The following is a 22,549-nucleotide window of genomic DNA, read 5'->3' as shown; positions in this document are numbered from 1 at the left end:
CGGCCGCCTCGTTTACCCTTGCCACTGGCAATCGCGGACGACTGGTCATGACCCTGTTGGCACTGGTGATCCTCGCAACGCTCGCGGCCTGGGCGATGCTGGCCTACAACCGGCTGGTGCGGCTGCGCAACCAGCACCGCACCGCCTGGGCCGACATCGACGTGCAGCTGCAACGCCGGCACGACCTGGTACCGCAGCTGGTGACGGTGGCGCAGGCCTATGCCGCACACGAGCGCGCCACGCTGGAAGCGGTCACCGAACTCCGCGCGCAGGCGCAGGCGGCGCACGGCGCGGCCCGGCAAGGCCAGGCCGAAGCGGCGCTGGAGCAGGCGCTGGGCCGGTTGATCGCGCTGCGCGAGGCCTATCCCGATCTCAAGGCGAACCAGAACTTCGCCCAGCTCTCGTCCGCGCTGGTGGATGTGGAGGAACACCTGCAGTTCGCGCGGCGCTTCTACAACGGCGCGGTGCGCGACTACAACGATGCGGGGCAACGCTTCCCGGCGCTGCTGGTGGCACGTGGCTTCGGTTTCGCCGCAGCGGAATTCTTCCAGGCCGAAGGCGACAGCCGCGCCGCGCCGAAGCTGGAGCTGGCATCGTGATCCGCGCGCTGCTGCTGGCCGCATTCGCCCTGCTGTCGGCGCTGCCGCTGCAGGTGCGGGCACAGGAACGCATCCTGTCCTACGACAGCACGGTGGCGGTGAACGCTGACGCCAGCATGGACGTGGAGGAGCGCATCCGCGTACGCGCCGAGGGCGAGGCGATCCGCCGCGGCATCTACCGCGACTTCCCCACCCGCTATCGCGACCGCCACGGCAACCGCGTGGTGGTCGACTTCACGGTGAAAGAAGTGCTGCGCGACGGCCGCCCGGAGCCATGGTTCACCGAAGGGAAACCCAATGGCGTGCGCCTGAACACCGGCAACGACGACTTCCTGCCGGTGCCGGCGGAATACACCTACACCCTGCGCTACCGCACCAGCCGCCAACTGGGATTCTTCGCCGACCACGACGAGCTGTACTGGAACGCGATCGGTACCGGCTGGGCCTTCCCCATCGAAAGCGGCAGCGTGGACGTGCGCCTGCCGCGTACCGTCACCACCAGCGAACTGCGCGCCGAGGGCTATACGGGTGCGCAGGGCGTGCAGGGCCAGGATTTCGTCACTTCGCTGCCTGCACCAGGGCTGGCGCACTGGCAGCTGACCCGCCCGCTGGCACCGCAGGAAGGGCTGACCATCGTGCTGTCCTTTCCCAAGGGCGTGGTCGTGGAGCCCACCACCGCACAGCGCGCATGGTGGCTTCTGCGCGACAACCGCGGCGTGCTGGTGGCGCTGGCCGCGCTGCTGGCCATGCTGGCCTACATGCTGCGCCGCTGGCGGCGGGTCGGCCGCGACCCCGCGCCCGGCATCATCATCGCGCGCTACCAGCCACCGGGCGGCTATTCACCGGCGGCGCTGCGCTTCATCCGCCGGATGGCCAGCGACACCCGCTGCATCACCGCCGACCTGCTGGCGCTGGCGGTGGCCGGCCACCTGCGCATCGAGCGCGAGAAGGGGCTGCTGAAGGACGACTGGACCCTGCATCACCTGCCGGGTGGTGAGGTCGCAGCGCTGGCTGACTCGCCGCGGGCGCTGCTGGCCGGGCTGTTCCGCGAAGGCGACACGCTGGAACTCAAGAACAGCAACCATGCGCTGCTGCAGGCGGCCATCGCGGCGCAGACCAAGGTCATGGAAAAGGCCTACGCCGGGCGCATGTTCCAGCGCAACTACGGCAGCATGGGGGTCGCCTTCGCGATTGGCGCGGTTGGACTGGCGATGGCGGCGGCGGTATCCGGCGGCGGCGGCCTCCTGCTGATCGCGATCATCGGCGCACTGATGCTGGCGGCAGTGATCGCCTTCGCTTTCCTGGTGCCGGCACCGACCGCGGAAGGCCGCAAGCTGCTGGATGAAATCGAAGGATTGAAGCTGTATCTCGGCGTGGCCGAACGCGACGAACTGGCGCGCATGCCGGGGCCGGACGCACCGCCACCGCTGGACGCGCAGCGCTACCAGTTCCTGCTGCCGTACGCACTGGCGCTGGACGTGGAAGCAGCGTGGACGGAGAAGTTCACCGCCGCGGTCGGCGCCGCGGCAGCGGAAGCGGCAACCGCCAACATCGGCTGGTACCGGGGCGGCAACCTCACCAGCCTGAACCAGCTCACCAGCAGCCTTGGCAGCAGCCTCGGTTCGCAGATCGCCTCCGCGTCGTCGCCACCCGGCAGCTCGTCCGGTGGTGGTGGTGGTGGTTTCTCCGGCGGCGGCGGCGGTGGCGGCGGCGGCGGCGGACGCTGACGCTGACGCCCGGCAAACCGGCCGCGCGACGATCGGTCGCAGCCGCAGCGGGATTTACGGATGGGCCACGCTGGTGTCGTCGCCGGCGGCGTGTTCGGCGGCGTCGGGCGCAGCGGTGCCGGTGTCGCCGCCCGCCGCGACATCCGCGGGCGCCGGCTCCGCAGGCATCGCCAGCACCGCGCCGTCCAGTTCCGCCATCGGGCTTTCGATCGGGCACTGCGGGTCGGGGAAGCCGTAGCGCGTGCGCAGGGCCAGGCCACAGGCGTTGATGTCGGCCACGTCCTGGTGCGCCGCATCGGCCGGCTGCACGCACTGCGCCTCGTAGGCGCGGCGGAAGCTGTCGCGGCGGCGCAGGAACTCGGTGCCGCAGCGGCGCGCCAGGCGGATGCGGTCGAGGTCGTCCTCCACCGCGTTGGAGCCGGCCAGGCCGAAATCCTCCAGCTCCTGGTCGGTGAGGATGTGCAGGGTGCGGTTGGGCACCGTGGTCATCAGGTCGTAGACCTCGGCGGAAGCGCCGTTGCGCTCCAGGTAGTTGCGCAGGTCGTCGCTGATCCTGCGCAGCTCCTCGCCCAACTCCTTGCGCGAGGTGGCGGTGGAACGCAACCGGATCATCCGGTGGATGCCCACCGACCCGACGATCACGCGCATGTCGCCGGCCGCCAACAGCAGCACGCAGGCACTGTGGCAGACCGAATCGCCGCGCACCCAGATGGCCCAGTCGTTCTCGCCGATGGCGTCGCCGGCGCGCATGGCCGACTCCACGCTGCCGCCACCGGAATCGATGTCGAGGATGCGCTTGCCGATGCCCAGATCGCCCGCCACCTTGCCGGCGCGCTCGGCCAGCGCGGCGAAACTGGCGGTCACCCGGCCCTTGTAGCGCAATCGCATCAGGCCGGTGGCGCGGCAGTCCTGCATGGCCGCACGCAGGTCGACATAGGCCAGCGACAGCACCGGCCGGCCGTCGCCCTGGGGATAGTCGGCGCCGCAGTCCACCCACGCATCGCCTGCTTCCAGCCGCTCCGGCGACCAGTCGATCTCCGCCTGCGGCTTGCGCTGCACGGCCGGTGCCGGCGCCTCCAGCGCATCGGTGCTGGCGCTGGTCTGGACATCGGGGGCGCCACTGCAGGCGGCCAACAGCAGGCAGGCCGCGAACGGGATCCAGCGGAAGCTCATCGAACGCATCGCGTGGTGGTTGGGGCCGTCCAGTCTAGTGCCGATGGCTGCGCTGCCGCCGAACCGGCGATGAATCGGCGCCGCTGTCCGCCCCGGCCCGCGCTTGCCGTTGGCCACGGGGGACCCCCCGGAGCCGCGGCATGAGCGCCTCGACCTTCCTCAATGAACTCAAGCGCCGCCAGATCTATCGCGGCGGGGTGATGTACGTGGTCGCCGGCTGGGTGATCGTGCAGGTGGCCAGCACCGTGTTCCCGGTCTTCGACATCCCGGGCTGGACGATCCGGCTGGTGGTGGTGGCGATCATGCTGGGCTTCCCGCTGGCGCTGGTCGGGCTGTGGATGTTCGAGAGCCACGCTGCCCGCAGCGCGCCGACCCAGGCGGCTCCGGCGGAGCGCCGCCGCGGCAGCGACCGCGACGGTGCTGCGCTGGCCAAGCTGGTCGAGAGCGAGCGCGCCGAGCGGCAACGCGCCAACGAGGAACTGCTGGCCGCGCTCGGGCGGATGCAGGGCGCCCCGCCGTCCTCGCACGCCTTGCCGGCGCGATCCGCGGCCGACACCCCGCCGCCGCGCCGTTCGCGCATCGGCAGCGTGCTGCTGGCGGTGTTCGTGAGCGTGCTCGCCGCCTGGGGCATCTGGATCCTGGTTGCGCCGTCCGGCGCGGTGCCGCAGGTCGACGATGCCGGCAAGCTCACCCAGCAATACGTGCTGCCGGCCTACCGGCAGATCGAACAGCTCGGCGCCGCGCTGCTGGCGCCGCTGCTGCGCAAGCTCGGCCTAGGGATTCCGTCGGAACGCGCGTTCAGCGCACTGATGCTGCTGCTCGCCCTGCTGGTCCTGCGCCACCTGTACCGCTCGATGGCGCACGCGCGGCGCCAGCAATCCCGCTGAGCAACCGGCGCGGCGATGTCCGGTGACTGCCCGGACGCCAACGCTGCACGCGCCGGACAGAGCCGCTGCCGGTCAACGCGCCATGCAGGACTTCCAGCGCGCGTCCACCCGCCCGGCGAACCAGGCCGTGGTCAGCGCGCGGGTGATCTTGGGGCTCCGCAGCGCGATGTCCGGCACCCGCGCGCGCGGCACCGGCCGGCCTGCGCCAGCGTGGTCGGCGATCGCGAACACACTGCGATACAGCACCGTGTCGGTGAACCCGGCGGTGCGGCCCTTGGCGAGGTCTGCGCGGATGCCGGCGGCGTCCATCGCCAGCCGTGCGTCGATGCTGCGCAAAGCCGCCTCGGTCGCACCCGGCCTATCTATCGGCGCGCCCGGCACCAGCAGGTCGCCATCGCTCACCAGCTTGACCCCGCTGGCGATCGCCGCCGCCTGCTGGAAGGCGGCGTTGCGGCTGGCGTACCAACCGGCGTTGAAATCGGCAAAGCGATACAGCGGCCGCGGGTAATCGGCCGGATAGCCCAGCAGATGCTTGATGCCGAAATACAGCCCGCCGCGGCGGTCGAACACCTCGCGCCGGATCGAGCCGTCGGGCGTGTACGGATAGCCGCGTGCGTGGCGTTCGGCAAAATCCACCCGCACCTGCATCGGCCCGCCGGTGCGCACCGGGTTCAGCCCGGCCAGCAGGCGGCCGCTGCCCAGCGGCAGGCGCGCGATCATCGCTTCGTACAGCTCGCTCATCTCGCGTTCGCTGCGCAGCGCCTGCAGCTGCTGCGCGTAGCTGCGGCCATCCGGCCCGCGCAGAGCCAGCGCCGCATCCACCACGAAGCCCGGCACATGCTTTTCCGCCGCCCGCCGCCGGATCTCCGCGATCGCGATGCCGCCCAGCCCCGGCACCAGCGGATCGGCGCGATAGCCCGACTCCTGTTCCACCACCGCCAGCACCGCGCACAGGTTCGACGAGGACGGCTCGATACGCTGGGTCGAAAACGCGGTCTGGATGTCGCGCGCCCAGCCTTCGCGATCATGCAGGGTGGCCGGCAGCTTGCGCAGCAGCTCGGCGTGCACCTGCTCCGGGCTGCGCTGCGGCTGGCATGCGGATAGGCCGGCGATGGCCAGGCACAGCACGGTGGCGGCAAGCCATCCGGAAGATCGAAGCATCAGCGTCATGCGGCGCGGCCGGGGAAGTCCGGCGCAGGCTAGCAAACCGGGCTGAACGGCATCCGCTGGCCCGGCAGCCGGGCCAGCCAGCGAATGCGGGCCAGCGGCCTGCACCAGCGATAATGGGCGATGACCACGCCCATCACTTTCGCCGACCTCGCCCTTGCGCCTTCGCTGCGCGCCGGCCTGGACGCGCTTGACTACACCCTCCTCACCCCCGTCCAGGCGCAGGCGCTGCCCGCCATCCTGGAAGGCCGCGACCTGATCGCGCAGGCGCCCACCGGCAGCGGCAAGACCGCCGCGTTCGGGCTGGGCCTGCTGCAGGCCATCGACGCCAGCGCCGTGCGCACGCAGGCGCTGGTACTCTGCCCCACCCGCGAACTGGCCGACCAGGTGGGCAAGCAGCTGCGCAAGCTGGCCACCGGCATCGCCAACCTCAAGCTGTCGGTGCTGTGCGGCGGCATTCCGCTGGGCCCGCAGCTGGCCTCGCTGACGCATGCCCCGCACGTAGTGGTGGGCACGCCCGGTCGCGTGCTGGAACTGGTGCAGCAGGGCGCGCTGGACCTGCGCGGCGTGCGCATGCTGGTGCTGGACGAGGCCGACCGCATGCTGGACATGGGCTTCGACGAACCGATCCGCGCGTTGGTCAAGCGCACCCCGAAAGACCGCCAGGCGCTGCTGTTCTCGGCCACCTTCCCCGACGCCATCCGCACGCTGGCCACCGCGATGCTGCGCGAGCCGCTGGAAGTCAGCGTCGACGGCGGCGCCCAGCCTGCGACCATCGAGGCGCATTTCTTCGAGGCCGACCCGGCCCGCCGCGCGCCGCAGCTGGCCGCGCTGCTGCTGCAGTTCAACCCGGAATCCACCGTGGTGTTCTGCAACATGCGCAAAGACACAGAGGAAGTGGTGGGCTCGCTGGCGCACTACGGCTTCACCGCACTGGCGCTGCACGGCGACATGGAGCAACGCGACCGCGAGGAAGTGCTGGTGCGCTTTTCCAATCGCAGCTGCAACGTGCTGGTGGCCAGCGACGTGGCCGCGCGTGGGCTGGACATCGACGACATCGGCGCGGTGGTGAATTACGAACTGCCCACGGATGCGGACACGTACCTGCACCGCATCGGCCGCACCGGCCGCGCCGGCCGCGACGGCCTGGCGTTGAGCCTGGTCGCCCCGAACGAGCGCAACCGCGCCGCGCTGATCGAGGAACGCCAGGGCAACCCGATCCGGTTCGAATCCATCGCCCCGCTGGAGGGCAAGCCGCGCGGCGTGCCGCAGGCGACCATGGCAACGCTGCGCATCGACGCCGGCCGCACCGACAAGCTGCGCCCCGGCGACATCGTCGGCGCGCTGACTGGCGATGCCGGGCTGGCGAAGGAAGCGATCGGCAAGATCGACGTGTACGCCACCCGCAGCTACGTGGCCATCGCCCGCGGCCAGGCCGACCGCGCGCTGGAGCGCCTGCGTGCGGGAAAGATCAAGGGCCGGCGCTTCCGCATCCACCGGCTGTAGGCCAGGCGGCGCGGCGCGCGTACCGGTTATGCCGGCACGCTCGGCTCCGGCGCGGCATGCCGCGGCAGCGCCAGTGAAATCGCTGCCGCCACCGCGATGAACAGCGCCGATATCGCCAGACATGCGCCCAGTCCCGCCAGCTGGAACACCCAGCCGGACAGCACCGTGCCAAGCAGGCGGCCCAGCGCATTGGCCATGTAGTAGAAGCCCACGTCCAGCGACACGCCGTCCTCGCTGGCATAGCTGACGATCAGGTAGCTGTGCAGCGACGAATTGATCGCGAACAGCACGCCGAACACCATCAGGCCGATGATGAGCACGGCCTGCGCCGCGTACTCCCGTGCCAGCAGCGCCGCCATCACCGCCGGGATGATCGCCAGCAGCGTTGCCCAACCGAACGCCGCGCGGCCGTCGGGGACTTCGCCGCCGCGTCGGCCGGTGACATACGGCGCCAGCGACTGCACCAGCCCGTAGCCGATCACCCACGCGGCCAGGAACCCGCCCACCTGCCAGAAATCCCAGCCCAGCGATTGCGCCAGGAACACCGGCAGGGCGACCACGAACCAGACGTCACGCGCGCCAAACAGGAACAGCCGCGCCGCCGACAGTAGGTTGATCGCGCGGCTCTTGGACAGCAGGTCGCGGAACCTGGGCTTGTGCTTCGCCTTGCCCAGGTCGCGCTTGAGCAGGGCCAGGCTCGACAACCACACCAGCGCCAGTGCGATAGCCATCGCGGCAACGGCCGCCCGGAATCCGACCGTGGTCAACAGCGCGCCGCCGAGGAAGAACCCGATCCCCTTCAGCGCGTTCTTGGAGCCGGTGAGCGCGGCCACCCAGCGATACAGCGTGCCCTGCGCCTCGCCCGGCACCAGCAGCTTGATGCTGCCCTTGGCGCTCATCTTGTTGAGGTCCTTGGCGATGCCCGACAGCGCCTGCGCCGCCATCACCCACGGCACCGCCAGCAGCGTCGATGGCACCAGCAGCATCGACAAGGCGATGACCTGCATCGCCAGCCCGATGTTCATCGTGCGGTTGAGGCCCAGCTGCGCGCCCAGCCAGCCACCGACAAGGTTGGTGATGACGCCGAAGATCTCGTAGAACAGGAACAGCATCGCCACCTGCAGCGGCGAATAGCCCAGCTGGTGGAAATGCAGCACCACCAGCATGCGCAGCGCGCCGTCGGTCAGGGTGAATGCCCAGTAGTTGCCGGTGACCAGCAGGTACTGGCGGACGTCCGGCGACAGTCGCGCAAGCATCGGCTCAGCCCGCCTTTCCGACCAGCTGCACCAGCTCGGCGGTGCGGTTCACGTAACCCCATTCGTTGTCGTACCAGGCGTAGAGCTTCACCTGGGTGCCGTTGATGACCATCGTGGACAACGCATCGATGATGCTGGAGCGCGGGTCGGTCTGGAAATCGATCGACACCAGCGGGCGGGTTTCATAGCCCAGCACGCCATTGAGTTCACCTTCGGCCGCGTCGCGCAACAGCTGGTTGACTTCCTCCACCGTGGTGGCGCGCTCCACTTCGAACACGCAGTCCGTGAGTGATGCATTGGTCAGCGGTACCCGCACTGCATGGCCATTCAACCTGCCCTTGAGCTCCGGGAAGATCTCGGCGATGGCGGTGGCGGAACCGGTCGAGGTCGGGATCAGGCTGCTGCCGCACGAGCGCGCGCGGCGCAGGTCCTTGTGCGGGGCATCGACGATGACCTGGGTGTTGGTCAGGCTGTGGATCGTGGTCAGGCTGCCGTGGCGGATGCCCAGGCCTTCGTGGATCACTTTGACCACCGGCGCCAGACAGTTGGTCGTGCACGAGGCCGCGGACACGATGCGGTGCTGCGCGGGGTCGAAGCGTTCGTGGTTCACGCCCATGACCACGTCCAGCGCACCGGGCGACTTGACCGGCGCGGTCACCACCACGCGCTTCACGCCCTGGTCCAGGTACGGCTGCAGCACATCGGGCTTGCGGAACTTGCCGGACGCCTCGATCACCACGTCGCAGCCGGACCAGTCGGTGGCGGCCAACTCTTTGTTGCGGCTGACCGGAATGCGGATGCCGTCGATGAGCAATGCATCGCCATCGGCGGTCGCCTCGCGCGCCCAGCGCCCGTGCACGGAATCGAAATTCAGCAGGTGCGCCAGCGTCGCCGCATCGCCGGCCGGATCATTGATATGGACGAACTGCAGCTCGGGATTGCCCCAGGCCGCACGCAGGGTGAGGCGCCCCATGCGGCCGAAGCCGTTGATGCCGACGCGAATAGCCATGCTCCTGTTCTCATCCATTGCCATGCGATCCATCGTCATGGGCCAGGATCAGGTCTTCGATCGACTTCGGCGCCAGCACCCGCCCGGTCGAGACGACGACATCATCGATTGCAAGGCCGGGGGTGGACATCACCCCGAGCATCGCGATTTCGGCGAAATCGGTGACTTTCACGATCTCCGCATCGCGGCCCATGTTGTCGAGGGCACGCCGCGTGTTATCGGCCAGCATGATGCACTTGGAGCAGCCGGATCCCAGAATCTTGATGCGCATGGCGCCGTCCTCGGTCAGGTGAAAAAAGATGCGGTGGCGTTGAACAGCAGGCCGATCACCACGATGCCGGCAACGACGATGGCGAAGAAGGTGGCCAGCAAGCGCGCTTTGATCACCCGCTTGAGCATGATCAGCGAGGGCAGCGACAGCGCGGTGACCGCCATCATGAAGGCGAGCACGGTGCCCAGCCCGACGCCCTTTCCGACCAGCGCCTCGGCGATCGGCAGGGTGCCGAAGATGTCCGCATACACCGGCACGCCGACCAGCACCGCCACCGGCACCGCCCACCACTTGTCTTGGCCCAGCAGCGTGGTGATCACGTCTTGCGGGATCCAATTGTGGATTGCGGCGCCGATGCCTACGCCGATCAGGACGTACAGCCATACCCGGCGCACGATCTCGAAGACCTGGTCCCGCGCATAGGCTGCACGCTCACGCCTGCTCATTGCTTGCGGCTCCACGCCCACCGCCGGCGCGCGGGTCACGAAAGACTCTATCTGCCCCTCCATCCGCAACGCACCGATCAGGGTGCCCCCCGCCACCGCCAGGACAATGCCAACGACGACGTAAGCGATCGCCACCGTCCAGTTGAAGATGCTGGCCAGCAGGATCATTGAAGCCAGATCCACCAGCGGCGAGGAGATCAGGAACGAGAACGTCACCCCCAGCGGCAGCCCGGCGCTGGTGAAGCCAATGAACAGCGGGATCGATGAGCACGAACAGAACGGCGTCACCGTGCCCAGCAGCGCGCCCACCGTATTCGCCTTCACCCCGCGCATGCCGCCCAGGATCCGGCGCGTGCGTTCCGGCGGGAAGTGACTCTGGATCCATGACACCACGAAGATCAGGACCGCCAGCAGCAGGAAGATCTTGATCGTGTCGTAAATGAAGAAGTGCACCGATCCACCCAGCCGGCTGGAGGTGTCCATCCCCGCCTTTCCCAGCAGCCATGTCACCAGGTCGGACAGCCACTGCATCCGCAACAGTTGCTCATTCAACCAGCGCAGGATTTCCATCAGCGGATGCTCCGGGCTCTTGCAGACGGCGCTGTTGCCTCTGCTTTCCTGCTCGCAACCGGTGCGCACTGCGCACTGTCACCGCCACAGCAGTTGCGGGTGAGGAAAGCGATGAGCTCGGCCATCCGCCGGAAGTCGGCGCTGTAGCGGATGCACCGGCCCAACTGCTCGCCGCGGATCAACCCGGCGGCGCTCAGCTCCTTCAGGTGGAACGACAGGGTGGCCCCGGGCAACGACAGCGCCTCGGCGATATCGCCCGCCATGCGGCCCTCCGGGCCCGCCTCGACCAGCAGACGGAATACCGAAAGGCGGGTGGCCTGCCCCAGCGCCGACAAGGCGAGGGTTGCATCTTTTATTTCCATGTTTCTAGAATATTGGAATTACCGAATCGTAGCAACCCGCCATGACAGAAATGCGACTGCCCGATGTTGCACCGCCAGCCATGGCCGCGCCGGCTCCGGGCGGACGCCGGGCGTGCGCCGCAGCGTCGCCTTCTGCAGCCAGCGAGCGCCTGAACGCGGAGTGCTTTTGCGTGGGTCTGGACGACGACGCCCTGCGCGCTGCGATCGAAGCGGCCAGCCCGCAGCCCGGATTCCTGGCGCTGCTGCAGGAGCGCTGTCCGTACGCGTTTGCCGCGCATCCGGTGTTCGTTTCGGCGCGTCAAAGCGCAAGGATGACGGCGCTGGTCGGCGCGATCGAATCGGTGGTGGCGCTGCCTGCCTATCAGGATGAAGTCCTGAAGCGCGCGCCTGCCATCGCGCGCTACCAGCCGGGCGCAAGCGGCGTGTTCTTCGGTTACGACTTCCATGTGAGCAACACCGGCCTGGGCCTTATCGAAATCAACACCAACGCCGGCGGTGCGATGCTCAACGCCCTGCTTGCCCGCGCGCAGCGGGCCTGCTGCGCCGCGGTGCAGGACCTGCTGCCGGCCGCCACCACGGTGGAGGCATTCGAGTCGGGCATCGTGGGGATGTTCCGCAACGAATGGTCGCTGAGCGGGAAAACCCGCCCGCTGCGCAGCATCGCCATCGTGGACGAGAACCCCGAGGCGCAATACCTGTATCCGGAATTCCTGCTGTTCCAGCAGCTGTTCGAAGCCCACGGCCTGCGCGCGATCATCGCCGCGCCCGAGGCGCTGCAACTGCGCGACGGCGTGCTGTATTGCGGCGCCGAGGCGATCGACCTGGTTTACAACCGCCTCACCGATTTCTACTTCGAAACCGAAGCCAGCGCCGTCCTGCGCGAGGCTTACCTTTCCGACGCCGCGGTGGTGACGCCACATCCGCGCGCGCATGCGCTGCATGCGGACAAGCGCAACCTCGTCCTGCTCTCCGATCCCGGCCATCTGCGCCGGCTGGGCGTGCCCGACTCCACCCAGGCGGTGCTGCTGGAACATATCCCGCGCACCGAGATCGTGACGGCCGCGAACGCCGAGCGCCTGTGGCACGAACGCAAGCGGCTGTTCTTCAAACCGTTCGCGGGGTTCGGAAGCCGCGCCGCCTATCGCGGCGACAAGCTCACCCAGCGGGTGTGGCAGGAGATCATCGCGGGCGGCTACATCGCGCAGGCGCTGGTCGCGCCCGGCGAGCGCATGCTGTCTGACCACGATGCCGCACCGGCGCTGAAGTTCGACCTGCGCGAGTACGTGTATGCGGCGCAGGTGCAATGGACCGCGGCACGGCTGTACCAGGGCCAGACCACCAACTTCCGCACCCCCGGCGGCGGTTTCGCCCCGGTCTACGAGACGCCCGATGCCTGCATGGATGCGATCGAAGCCGCGCTGCCGCCGGATGCCTGCTGCGACGCGGGCTGCACGCTTGCGGAATTGCGCTGAAGCATCGCCCGCCCACGCAGTCGCGCGGACGCTGGCTGTCCGCGCCTGCCAGGCCGATCCTCAGTCCGCTGCCGCTGCGATCTCTCGCAGCGCGCGCTCGAACACCTCCGGCGGCTGGCCGCCGGAAATCAGGTGCTTCCGCTCCACGATCACCGCCGGCACGCTGCTGATGCCCAGGCCCTGGAAGAACTTCTCCGCGTCGCGCACGGCATCGGCGAACTCGCCACCTGCCAGCACCGCGCCTGCCCGCTCCGCATCGAGGCCGACACCAGCGGCCACGTCCGCGAGCACCGCGTGGTCGCTGATATCGCGGCCTTCGCTGAAGTTGGCCACCAGCAGCGCCCGCTTCAGCGGCAGCTGACGCTCCTGGGCTTCCGCCGCCGCCCAGTGCAGCAGGCGGTGCGCATCGAACGTGTTCCAGGTGCGGCTGCGGGCGTTGAAGTCGAAGCTGAAGCCAAGCTCGGCGCCGCGGTCGCGGATTCGCGCCTGGTTTTCCGCCAGCTGCGCGTCGCTCATGCCGTACTTGCGCTTGAGGTTGTCGGCAACGTCCATGCCGTCGGCCGGCATGTTCGGGTCCAGCTCGAACGGCTGGAAATGGATCTCCGCTTCCACCTCGCCCTGCAGCTGGCGCAGCGCCTGCTCCAGCGAGGCAAGGCCGACCGCGCACCACGGGCAGACCACGTCGGACACGAAATCGATGCGCAGCTTGGTCATTGCAAAATCTCCGGACGAAGCGTTGCAGGGTGCCACGACGCCGGCGTTGCTTCACCCCCGGCGCTGCAACGCAGCGTCGCTCAACGGCCGGCGCCCACCCGCTCCCGCAGCGCCTGCGCGAAACCCGCGCCCTGCGCGGGATCCAGGCCGAGGTAGAAATCCGGCTCGATCAACTCCGCCTCCATCAGCAGCCAGCGGCCGTCGGCATCCGGCAGCACGTCGATACGCGCGTACAGCAGCGGCTCGCCGATGGCCTCCAGCACCTGCCGCGCAAGCGCCAACGCCGCGGCCGGCGGCGTCGGCACCAGCGTGTATTGGCCGCCGAATTCTTCCTGGATGCGGAACTCGCCCGCCACCGGCCGCTTGTTCACCGCGTGGCTGAGATGGTCGCCGAAATACAGCAGCGAGGTTTCGCCCAGCGTTTCGATGGTCGGCAGGTAAGGCTGCAGCAACATCGGCATGGGCTCCGCCGCATCGACGACATCGCCACGCCGCAGGCGCCGGGTTTTCCACGCGCCGCCGGAAATCGCCGGCTTGGCGATCAGCTCATCCGCGCCGGTGTCGGCGAACGCGCACTCCACCGCTGCCTGCGACAGCGCATCCACGAAGGTTGTGGGCGCAATCGCGACGCCACGCTCGGCCAGCTCGCGCAGGTAGCGCTTGTCGGTGTTCCACGCCAGCACCTTGGCCGGATTCGCCAGCGGCAGGCCTTCGCGCTGCCAGGTGGCGCAGGCCCGCTGCCAGCGGGCGGCGTCGTGGTGGTAGCCCCAGGCCAGCAGCGGCAGCACGCAGGCGTAGCCGCGCAGGCCCGACGCATCGTCCACGTGCACCGTCCACGCCGTCGGCGTGGCGTCGATACCTGCCGTGTCCAGCGCGCGCTGCAGGCGTGCCAGCACTTTCGGCCACAACTCGGGATACGCGGCTTCCGCCGGATCCGGGGTCAGGATGGCGACGCGGGTCATGCCTTCAAGCCTTCAAGCCTGCCAGCACTTCCGACACGCTCAGGCCGATCTCCAGTTGCACGCGTACGTACTCGCGCTCCTTGCGCGAAAGCGGACGTCCGACCTCCAGGCGGACATCCTCCGCCTGCAGGATGCGCATGATGCGCGGCAGGGCCGAACCGATGGCGTCGGCGCCATAGCCGGCCTCGCGCAGGGCAGCCTTGATCAGTTCTTCAACGTCCATGGCACATCCGGTGGGTCTGGAAACCCCGCATTGTGCGCCCAACTCGATGGGGACCCACGTTCGCCGTGGCGGGATTCACAGCATCGGCAGCTTCAGGCCCTGCTCACGCGCACAGTCCCTGGCGATCTCGTAGCCGGCATCGGCATGGCGCATCACGCCGGTGCCGGGGTCGTTCCAGAGCACGCGGGCGATGCGCTTGTCGGCGGCCTCGCTGCCGTCGCAGACGATGACCACGCCGGAATGCTGCGAATAGCCCATGCCGACGCCGCCGCCGTGGTGCAGGCTCACCCAGGTCGCGCCGCCAGCAACGTTGAGCATGGCGTTGAGCAGCGGCCAGTCGGAGACGGCGTCGGAACCATCGCGCATGGATTCCGTTTCGCGATTGGGCGAGGCCACAGAACCACTGTCGAGATGGTCGCGGCCGATCACCACCGGCGCCTTCAGTTCGCCGTTGCGGACCATTTCGTTGAACGCCAGGCCCAGCTTGTGGCGCAGGCCCAGGCCCACCCAGCAGATCCGCGCCGGCAGGCCCTGAAAGCTGATCCGCTCGCGCGCCATGTCCAGCCAGTTGTGCAGGTGGGCATCGTCCGGGATCAGCTCCTTGACCTTGGCATCGGTCCTGTAGATGTCTTCCGGATCGCCGCTGAGCGCCACCCAGCGGAACGGGCCGACGCCGCGGCAGAACAACGGGCGCACGTAGGCCGGCACGAAGCCGGGGAAGGCGAAGGCGTTTTCGCAGCCGACATCGAACGCCATCTGGCGGATGTTGTTGCCGTAGTCCACGGTCGGGATGCCGGCGGCATGGAAGGCCAGCATCGCCTCCACGTGCAAGCGCATCGACTGCTTGGCTGCGTCGCGCACCTTCTCCGGGTTCGCCTTCTGTTCGGCCAGCCACTGTTCCAGCGTCCAGCCGATCGGCAGGTAGCCGTGCACTGGGTCGTGCGCGCTGGTCTGGTCGGTCACACAGTCCGGGCGCACGCCGCGGCGCGCCAGCTCCGGCAGGATTTCCGCGGCGTTGCCCAGCAGGGCGATGGACTTGGCCTCGCCGGCCGCCGTGTATCTGGCGATGCGGGCCAGCGCGTCGTCGATGTCGCTGGCCTGCTCGTCGACGTAGCGGGTCTTCAGGCGGAAGTCGATGCTGCTCTGGCGGCATTCGATGTTGAGGCTGCTCATGCCGGCCAGCGATGCCGCCAGGGGCTGCGCGCCGCCCATGCCGCCAAGCCCGGCGGTCAGCAGCCATTTGCCTTTCAGCGATCCGCCGTAGTGCTGGCGGCCCATTTCCACGAAGGTTTCGTAGGTGCCCTGCACGATGCCCTGGCTGCCGATGTAGATCCAGCTGCCGGCGGTCATCTGCCCGTACATCATCAGGCCCTTCTTATCGAGCTCGTTGAAGTGCTCCCAGTTGGCCCAGTGCGGCACCAGGTTGGAATTGGCGATCAGCACGCGCGGCGCGTCCGCATGGGTGGGGAACACCCCCACCGGCTTGCCGGACTGCACCAGCAGGGTTTCGTCGTCGCCGAGGGTCTTCAGGGTCTCGAGGATCCGGTCGTAGCAGTCCCAGTCGCGTGCGGCGCGGCCGATGCCGCCGTACACCACCAGCGAGGCCGGATCTTCCGCCACTTCCGCATCCAGGTTGTTCTGCAGCATCCGGAACGGCGCCTCGGTCAGCCAGCTCCTGCAGTTCAGCTGGTTGCCACGCGGCGCGCGGATCGAACGGGACGGATCATGGCGGTTGCTGGCGGTCATGGCGCGCTCCAACGGCGAAATGGGATGGCGAAAAGTCTGCGCCGCATCCGTATGTGCCGCCAGCACGCAGGCCGCGGATTCGGCGGATTCCGGTCCGGATTTGCGCGATTTCCGCCGCTTTGTTTACGCTGTAAACATGGCCCACCCCGATACCGCCACCCGCATCCTCAACGCCGCGCGCGCGCTGTTCGAGCGCGAAGGCGCAGACAGCGTGAGCATGCGCAAGGTGGCAGACGCGGTGGGCATCACCCCGACCGCGATCTACCGGCATTTCCGCAGCCGCGAGGCGCTGCTGGGAAAGATCAGCGATGACAGCTTCGACGAGATCGCCCGCCACTGGGACGCGCACCGCCAAGGCAAGGACCCGCTCGCGCGGCTGCTGGCGACCCAGCAGATCTACCTCGACTACGCGCTGGCCTACCCGCACCTGTTCGACCACGCTTTCCTCGCGCGCCGCCGCAACGCGCGGCGCTTCCCCGCGGATTTCATCGCAGGACAATCGCCCACCGCCAATGTGATGCACGAAGCGGTGGTGGAGGCGCAGGCGCGGGGCCAGCTGCGCGGGGGCGATGCCTGGGCGCTGACCATGACGGTATGGGCGCATGCGCACGGCCTGATCGCGCTGCAACGCGCCGGCCGCTTCAGCTTCGACGAAGCGGGGTTCCGCGCCTTCTTCACCACTTCCCTGCACCACCTGCTGGATGGGTTGCGCAGCTGATCCGCGCGACAAAGCGATATCCCGCTTCGCTATCATCCATTGGATGCGAACCTTCTTCCGAAGCGGACTGCTGGCGATCGTGCTGCTGGTGTCCGCCTGCGCCACCCGGCCTCCGTCACCACCCGTCCCGCAGCCTGCCACGCTGCTGCTGATCTCCGTGGATGGCCTGCGCCCCACCGATGTCACCCGTGAGCAGATGCCGGTGCTGGATGCGCTGGCCAACGCCAACGTGCGCGCGCAGGGGATGCGGCCGTCCTACCCCAGCCTCACCTTTCCGAACCACTACACGCTGGTCACGGGGCGGCGGCCCAACCAGCACGGGATCATCCACAACACGATGGAGGATGCCGGCCTTGGCGAGTTCCGCCTGAGCAACCGCGAGGCGGTGGGCAACGCCGGCTGGTGGCAGGGCGGCACGCCGGTGTGGATCAGCGTGCAGCGCGCCGGCCTGCGCGCGGCCACCATGTTCTGGCCCGGCAGCGAGGCGGAGATCGACGGCGTGCGGCCATGGCGCTGGCGCAGCTATGACGGGGAGGTCAGCGATGCCGACCGCGTCGCCCAGGTACTGGAATGGCTGCGCCTGCCAACCGCGGAGCGGCCGCGGTTCATCACCCTGTACTTCGATGTGGTCGACCACGTCAGCCACGATCAGGGCCCGGGGTCAGCGGCTGCGCGCGCCGCCCGCGCCCGCGTGGATGCAGCGCTGGGGCAACTGCTGGATGGCCTGCGTGCCGCCGGCCAACTGGACGCCACCAATCTGGTCGTTGTCTCCGACCACGGCTTCGAAACCGTGCCGCCGGGGCAGAGCATCGCCGTCGAAGACATGGCCCCGCCGGGAGTGGCGCAGGCGGTCAGCGTGGGCCAGGTGATCGGCTTCGCGCCGCGTGCCGGCAAGGTCGCCGTGGCCGAGCGCCAGCTGCTGGGCGCGCACCCGCAGTACCGGTGCTGGCGCAAGGGCGAGCTGCCCGCGCACTGGCATTACGGCAGCCATCCGCGCATTCCCGCCATCGTTTGCCAGATGGCACCCGGCTGGGATGCCTTGTTTGCACAGGCACGCGCGACCCGCCTGCAGCAGGCGCACGCGCGCGGCTCGCATGGCTACGACCCGTCGTTGCCATCGATGCGCGCCACCTTCATCGCCGCCGGCCCTGCGTTCCGCCCCGGCACCCGCCTGCCGGTGTTCGACAACGTCGATGTTTATCCGCTGCTGATGCGCCTGCTGGCGCTGCAGCCGGAGGACAACGACGGCGACATTTCCCCGCTGCTGCCGGCGCTGGAGCCAGCGCGGTGATCCTGTGCCGCCGGATCGACAGCCCGGTGGGGCCGCTGATGCTGGCGGCGGATGCCAGCGGGCTGCGCCACATCGAGTTCCGCCACAACCGCCATCCCGCCAACCGCGCCGACTGGCACGGCGGCGACAACGAGGTGCTGCAGGCCGCCGAGGCGCAGCTTGGCGAATATTTCGCCGGCAAGCGCCAGCGCTTCGAGCTGCCGCTGGCGCCACAGGGCACCGGGTTCCAGCTGCGGGTCTGGTGGGAGCTGGCGCGGATCCCGTTCGGCGACACCATCAGCTATGCGCAGCTGGCGCAGCGCTTGGACAACCCCAACGGCACCCGCGCGGTGGGCGCGGCCAACGGTCGCAACCCGCTGCCGATCGTGCTCCCCTGCCACCGGGTGATCGGCACCGACGGCGCGCTGACCGGCTTCGGTGGCGGCCTGCCGGTGAAGGAAGCATTGCTGCGGCTGGAGGGTGGACTGCCGCCGGCTGCCGATCTGTTCGGTCACGTGCCGGCCACCGGCAGCCTGTTCTAGCGTCGCCCGCGTGGCGGCGCTCCGTGGCGCAAGCACGGCCTATGACGCGCGCGTGGCCATCATCGCTGCATGCGCCACCCGGTGGATCAGGCGCGCAGCGACGCGCGCGGTGACGTTGTCGCGATCCAGCGGCGGCGACAATTCCGCAACGTCCATCAGCATCAACTTGCCGGTGGCGGCGACAGCGTCGAGCAGCGGCTCCACCACCTCCATCGGCACCCCGCGCGCAGCCGGCGCGCTGACGCCGGGGGCCATCGCGTGCGGCAGGCCGTCGATGTCGATGGTCAGGTAGATCGCATCGACGTCGGCCAGCTTCTCCTTCAGTTCGGCCAATCGCTGCGGCAACTCGAGCAGGCCGAGTTCGTCGTCGCGCACGTAGTGCACGCCCAGTGCGTTGGCGGTATCGAACAGCACGCGGGTGTTGGCGGCGGCGCTGATGCCGTAGGCCAGATAGTCCAGCGGCAGGCCGCGTTCGCGCGCATCTTCGATGGCCTGCAGGAACGGCGTGCCGGAACTGCCCTGGTCCTGCCGGCGCAGGTCGAAATGAGCGTCGATGTTGACGATGGCCACCCGCGGCCTGCGCGCGCGCAGGTGCCGCGCCAGGCCCAGGTAGCTGGCGAAGGCGATCTCGTGGCCGCCGCCCAGCCCCACCGCCAGGTGACCGGCGTCCAGCAGCGCCGCCATCGCCTCGGCGTAGCGCGTCTGCGCGGCTTCCAGATCGCCATCGGCGCAGGCGACGGTGCCGGCGTCGTACAGCGGGGCGTCGTCCAGTACCGGCAGGTTGGACAGCATCCTGCGCAGCGCCGCCGGTCCTTCCGCCGCGCCCACGCGGCCGTGGTTGCGGCGCACGCCTTCGTCGCAGGCGAAGCCCAGCACCGCCACGCCCGGCTCACTGCCCGGCTGCGGCGCCCGCACCCACTGATGCCAGCGACGGGTCGATGCATCCTCGGGCAGGTCGATGCGGCCGCTCCAGCCTTCGATGGCGCTCATGCCGACGGCTCGCGGGCGGTGAAGGGATGCATGGCGAACTCCTTGGCTTCGATGCGCCATTCTAGGAAACGCCGCGGCCCGATGCCGGCTTCCGCCACCGCACCGATCAGGCAACCGCGTTTGCGATAATCCCGAACCGCACGCGCATCAGGGAGTCGTCGCCATGCCGGCCCACCGCTGGGATCTGCTGCTTACCCACGCCACCTTGGCCACGCTGGACGGCGAGGCGCCGTTCGGGCTGGTGGAAAACGCCGCGCTGGCGATCGCGGATGGCCGCATCGCCTGGCTGGGACCGATGGATGCCTTGCCGAAGCGCACCAGCATCGGCCGCAGCGAAGACCTCGGTGGTCGCCTGCTCACCCCGGCGCTGGTCGACTGCCACACCCACCTGGTGTTCGCCGGCAACCGCGCCAACGAGTTCGACATGCGCCTCAACGGTGCCAGCTACGAGCAGATCGCGCGTGCCGGCGGCGGCATCCGCTCCAGCGTGGCGGCCGTGCGGCAGGCCGACGAGGACGAGCTGCTGCGGCAGTCGCTGCCGCGCGCGCGTGCGCTGCTGGGCGACGGCGTGGCCACGCTGGAGATCAAGTCCGGCTACGGGCTGGATCTCGACAACGAGCGCAAGATGCTGCGCGTCGCGCGGCGCATCGGCCAGCTGCTGGGCATCGGCGTGCGCACCACCTATCTGGCCGCGCACGCGCTGCCGCCGGAATACCGCGATGACGCCGACGGCTACGTCGATGCGCTGATCGATTGGCTGCCGCAGCTGCATGCGGAAGGGCTGGTGGACGCGGTGGACGCGTTCTGCGAAAGCATCGGCTTCTCGCCGGCGCAGACCCGCCGGTTGTTCGAAGCCGCGCGCACGCTCGGCATCCCGGTGAAGCTGCACGCCGACCAGCTCAGCGACCTCGGCGGCGCCGCGCTGACGGCGGAATTCGGCGGCCTCTCCGCAGACCATGTCGAATACACCGGCGAAGACGGCGTGCGCGCGATGGCGAAGCGCGGCACGGTGGCGGTGCTGCTGCCCGGCGCCTTCCACGTGCTGCGGGAGACGAAGCTGCCGCCGATAGCGCTGCTGCGCGAACACGGCGTCGCGATGGCGGTGGCCACCGACTGCAACCCGGGTACGTCGCCGCTGCTGTCGCTGCGGCAGGCGATGCAGCTGGCCTGCACGCATTTCCGGCTGACCCCGGAAGAAGCGCTGCGCGGCGCCACCGTCAACGCCGCGCGCGCACTGGGCCTGGCGGACCGCGGCATCCTGCGGAAGGGGCTGCGCGCCGATCTGGTGGCCTGGGAAGTCGCCCACCCCGCCGAACTGTGCTATTGGCTTGGCGGTCAATTGGCCACGCGCATCTACGTGGCCGGCCAACCGCTTTCCTGATCCGGAGATCCCGATGCGCCTCACCCTGCTTGCCGCTGCCTGCCTGCTGTCCGCCCCCATCGTCGCCCACGCCCAGGCCACCGACGCCGCGCGCAGGCTGGCGCAGGACGCGATCATCGTCGACACCCATATCGACGCACCCGGCGTGCTGACCGACAAGTGGGCCGACCTTGCCGGCGCGCACAAGGACCGCGAGTTCGATTACCCGAAGGCGCGCGCCGGCGGGCTGGACGTGGCGTTCATGTCGATCTACACCTCCCCGCGGCAGGACGCCGACGGCAGCGCCTGGCAGGCCGCCAACGCGATGATCGACGGCGTCGAGGCGCTGGTGCAGCGGCATCCCGGCAAGTTCGCCATCCTCACCTCGCCGGGCGATGCCACGCGCCTGCTCGAAGGCGGCCGCGTGCTGCTGCCGCTGGGCATGGAGAACGGCGCGCCGCTGCAGGACAAGCTGGAGAACGTGCGGTTCTTCTTCGACCGCGGCGTGCGCTACATCACCCTCGCCCACAGCGCCGCCAACCGGTTGGCCGATTCCTCCTACGCCGCCGAGAAGAAGTGGAACGGGCTGAGTCCGTTCGGCCGCGAGGTGGTGGCGGAGATGAACCGGCTCGGCATCATGGTGGACGTCTCGCACCTGGGCGATGCCTCGGCGCTGGAGGCGATCCGCCTCAGCAAGGTGCCGGTGATCGCCAGCCATTCGGCCTTCCGCCATTTCACACCCGGCTTCGAGCGCAACATCAGCGACGAGATCGCCAAGGCGGTGGCGGCGCGCGGCGGCGTGGTGCAGGTGCCGTTCGGCACCGCCTTCATCAACCCCGACAGCGCCGCCGACCTGCAGGCGCAGTTCCGCGCGCGGGTGGCGTTCGACCAGCGCAATCTGGAGCTGAAGGCGCAGGGCAAACCGCAGGAAGACCGTGCCGCGTTCGAGAAGGCGTGGGAGCAGGCGCATCCGGTGCGCAGCAGCACGCTGGCGCAGGTGCTGGACCAGATCGACTACGGGGTGAAGCTGCTCGGCGTCGACCACGTCGGCATCGGTTCCGATTTCGACGGCGTGGGCGGCGAGCTGGCCAACGAACTCAAGACCGTGGCCGACTTCCCCAATCTGGTGGCCGGCCTGCAATCGCGCGGCCATTCCGATGCCGACATCCGCAAGATCCTCGGCGGCAATCTGCTGCGCGCCTGGGCGGCCATCGAGGCCGGCGCCGGCAAGTAACCCTGTGACCCTGCGCGCCCGGCCCCCCGGGCGCCTGGCCCTGAAACGCGAAGACCCCGCCGAGGCGGGGTCTTCATCGTCACGGCAGCGCCGGGATCAGGCAGCGGTCTTCTTGACCGCCTTCTTCGCCACGCTCTTGCTGGCGACCTTCTTCGCGACCGGCGCAGCGGCGGTGCCGGCGGCCTTGGTCACGGTCTTCAGTCGCGCATTGCCGTAGCTGGCGTTGTAGCGCTTGCCCTTGGCGGTCTTGCGGTCGCCCTTGCCCATCGTGTTGCTCCTGGATCGATACGTGTCGGTGGATCGCGCCGCGCGCGAGAACCGGGGATTCTAGCACGGCGCCCGGGG

23 protein-coding genes are annotated in these 22,549 nt (G+C 69.3%); 10 read left to right on the top strand and 13 right to left on the bottom strand.

The genetic code is table 11. The features are described from left to right. Positions 1-47: 47 nt before the first annotated feature. Positions 48-599, top strand: a complete 552-nt coding sequence (locus G582_RS0109380; protein WP_038053600.1) for a LemA family protein — start codon at positions 48-50, stop codon at positions 597-599. Continuing rightward, positions 596-2,326: a DUF2207 domain-containing protein gene (locus tag G582_RS0109375; RefSeq protein WP_028839624.1), complete on the top strand. Its 1,731-nt coding sequence runs from the start codon at positions 596-598 to the stop codon at positions 2,324-2,326. The genes G582_RS0109380 and G582_RS0109375 overlap by 4 nt, the downstream gene beginning before the upstream one ends. 54 nt (positions 2,327-2,380) lie before the next feature. On the opposite strand, the gene G582_RS16150 is transcribed toward G582_RS0109375, so the two are convergent. Beyond that, positions 2,381-3,616 (bottom strand): hypothetical protein, encoded by a 1,236-nt coding sequence (locus G582_RS16150; protein ID WP_156880393.1) that lies wholly within the window; start codon positions 3,614-3,616, stop codon positions 2,381-2,383. A 23-nt stretch (positions 3,617-3,639) separates the two neighbouring features. On the opposite strand from G582_RS16150, the gene G582_RS0109365 reads away from it, so the two are divergent. Then, positions 3,640-4,386: a hypothetical protein gene (locus G582_RS0109365; RefSeq protein ID WP_028839623.1), complete on the top strand. Its 747-nt coding sequence runs from the start codon at positions 3,640-3,642 to the stop codon at positions 4,384-4,386. Between the two features lie 72 nt (positions 4,387-4,458). Here G582_RS0109365 and G582_RS0109360 read toward each other — a convergent pair whose 3' ends face one another. Next, positions 4,459-5,547, bottom strand: coding sequence for a DUF1615 domain-containing protein (locus G582_RS0109360; protein ID WP_028839622.1), 1,089 nt, complete (start codon positions 5,545-5,547; stop codon positions 4,459-4,461). A 129-nt stretch (positions 5,548-5,676) separates the two neighbouring features. On the opposite strand from G582_RS0109360, the gene dbpA reads away from it, so the two are divergent. Then, positions 5,677-7,059: an ATP-dependent RNA helicase DbpA gene (dbpA, locus tag G582_RS0109355; protein ID WP_028839621.1), complete on the top strand. Its 1,383-nt coding sequence runs from the start codon at positions 5,677-5,679 to the stop codon at positions 7,057-7,059. A 26-nt stretch (positions 7,060-7,085) separates the two neighbouring features. Here dbpA and arsJ read toward each other — a convergent pair whose 3' ends face one another. The 5 genes from arsJ to G582_RS16140 are packed head-to-tail and all read right to left on the bottom strand — an operon-like array spanning position 7,086 to position 10,973. Beyond that, the gene (arsJ, locus tag G582_RS0109350; protein ID WP_028839620.1) at positions 7,086-8,315 is read right to left on the bottom strand and encodes an organoarsenical effux MFS transporter ArsJ; all 1,230 of its coding nucleotides are present in this window, start codon (positions 8,313-8,315) and stop codon (positions 7,086-7,088) included. A 4-nt stretch (positions 8,316-8,319) separates the two neighbouring features. Then, positions 8,320-9,324 (bottom strand): ArsJ-associated glyceraldehyde-3-phosphate dehydrogenase, encoded by a 1,005-nt coding sequence (locus tag G582_RS0109345; protein ID WP_028839619.1) that lies wholly within the window; start codon positions 9,322-9,324, stop codon positions 8,320-8,322. A 10-nt stretch (positions 9,325-9,334) separates the two neighbouring features. Further along, on the bottom strand, positions 9,335-9,595 hold the full coding sequence (locus tag G582_RS16145) for a thioredoxin family protein (protein WP_038053598.1): 261 nt from the start codon (positions 9,593-9,595) through the stop codon (positions 9,335-9,337). A 14-nt stretch (positions 9,596-9,609) separates the two neighbouring features. Then, positions 9,610-10,611, bottom strand: coding sequence for a permease (locus tag G582_RS0109335; protein ID WP_028839618.1), 1,002 nt, complete (start codon positions 10,609-10,611; stop codon positions 9,610-9,612). Next, positions 10,611-10,973 carry an ArsR/SmtB family transcription factor gene (locus G582_RS16140; RefSeq protein WP_051247080.1) on the bottom strand — a complete coding sequence of 121 codons (363 nt, stop codon included), beginning with the start codon at positions 10,971-10,973 and terminating at the stop codon, positions 10,611-10,613. Before G582_RS16140 ends, G582_RS0109335 begins: the two co-directional genes overlap by 1 nt. Positions 10,974-11,143: 170 nt before the next feature. Here G582_RS16140 and G582_RS0109325 point away from each other — a divergent pair, with 170 nt between their 5' ends. Then, entirely contained in the window at positions 11,144-12,445 is a 1,302-nt protein-coding gene (locus tag G582_RS0109325) for a hypothetical protein (protein ID WP_211219335.1), read from the top strand. A 60-nt stretch (positions 12,446-12,505) separates the two neighbouring features. On the opposite strand, the gene G582_RS0109320 is transcribed toward G582_RS0109325, so the two are convergent. The 4 genes from G582_RS0109320 to hutU form a co-directional block, all read right to left on the bottom strand. Beyond that, positions 12,506-13,159 (bottom strand): DsbA family oxidoreductase, encoded by a 654-nt coding sequence (locus G582_RS0109320; RefSeq protein ID WP_028839616.1) that lies wholly within the window; start codon positions 13,157-13,159, stop codon positions 12,506-12,508. 80 nt (positions 13,160-13,239) lie between these two features. After that, on the bottom strand, positions 13,240-14,121 hold the full coding sequence (locus G582_RS0109315) for an ATP-grasp domain-containing protein (RefSeq protein WP_028839615.1): 882 nt from the start codon (positions 14,119-14,121) through the stop codon (positions 13,240-13,242). Between the two features lie 4 nt (positions 14,122-14,125). Continuing rightward, on the bottom strand, positions 14,126-14,344 hold the full coding sequence (locus G582_RS0109310) for a hypothetical protein (RefSeq protein WP_028839614.1): 219 nt from the start codon (positions 14,342-14,344) through the stop codon (positions 14,126-14,128). 75 nt (positions 14,345-14,419) lie between these two features. Next, positions 14,420-16,090 (bottom strand): urocanate hydratase, encoded by a 1,671-nt coding sequence (gene hutU / locus G582_RS0109305; protein ID WP_028839613.1) that lies wholly within the window; start codon positions 16,088-16,090, stop codon positions 14,420-14,422. A 136-nt stretch (positions 16,091-16,226) separates the two neighbouring features. Here hutU and G582_RS0109300 point away from each other — a divergent pair, with 136 nt between their 5' ends. From G582_RS0109300 to G582_RS17925, 3 genes are read left to right on the top strand one after another with little or no spacing between them, the layout of a single operon-like run. Continuing rightward, a complete protein-coding gene (locus G582_RS0109300; RefSeq protein WP_028839612.1) occupies positions 16,227-16,808 on the top strand; it encodes a TetR/AcrR family transcriptional regulator in 582 nt (193 codons plus the stop codon). Between the two features lie 43 nt (positions 16,809-16,851). Continuing rightward, positions 16,852-18,099, top strand: a complete 1,248-nt coding sequence (locus tag G582_RS17930) for an alkaline phosphatase family protein (RefSeq protein ID WP_028839611.1) — start codon at positions 16,852-16,854, stop codon at positions 18,097-18,099. Further along, positions 18,096-18,620, top strand: a complete 525-nt coding sequence (locus G582_RS17925) for a methylated-DNA--[protein]-cysteine S-methyltransferase (protein WP_028839610.1) — start codon at positions 18,096-18,098, stop codon at positions 18,618-18,620. Before G582_RS17930 ends, G582_RS17925 begins: the two co-directional genes overlap by 4 nt. A gap of 39 nt (positions 18,621-18,659) precedes the next feature. On the opposite strand, the gene hutG is transcribed toward G582_RS17925, so the two are convergent. Next, the gene (hutG, locus tag G582_RS0109285) at positions 18,660-19,610 is read right to left on the bottom strand and encodes a formimidoylglutamase (protein ID WP_028839609.1); all 951 of its coding nucleotides are present in this window, start codon (positions 19,608-19,610) and stop codon (positions 18,660-18,662) included. Positions 19,611-19,773: 163 nt separating this feature from the next. On the opposite strand from hutG, the gene hutI reads away from it, so the two are divergent. Both hutI and G582_RS0109270 read left to right on the top strand, forming a co-directional pair. Beyond that, entirely contained in the window at positions 19,774-20,991 is a 1,218-nt protein-coding gene (gene hutI / locus G582_RS0109275; RefSeq protein WP_028839608.1) for an imidazolonepropionase, read from the top strand. Positions 20,992-21,004: 13 nt separating this feature from the next. Next, entirely contained in the window at positions 21,005-22,204 is a 1,200-nt protein-coding gene (locus G582_RS0109270; protein ID WP_038053594.1) for a dipeptidase, read from the top strand. A 96-nt stretch (positions 22,205-22,300) separates the two neighbouring features. On the opposite strand, the gene G582_RS17540 is transcribed toward G582_RS0109270, so the two are convergent. Next, a complete protein-coding gene (locus G582_RS17540) occupies positions 22,301-22,471 on the bottom strand; it encodes a 30S ribosomal protein THX (protein ID WP_083961121.1) in 171 nt (56 codons plus the stop codon). Between the last annotated feature and the right edge of the window lie 78 nt (positions 22,472-22,549).

Origin of the sequence: Thermomonas fusca DSM 15424 (genome assembly GCF_000423885.1) — a bacterium.
Classification (GTDB): Bacteria; Pseudomonadota; Gammaproteobacteria; order Xanthomonadales; family Xanthomonadaceae; genus Thermomonas; species Thermomonas fusca.
Note: the sequence above shows the minus strand (reverse complement) of the source record. Positions and strands in the feature narration are given on the sequence as shown.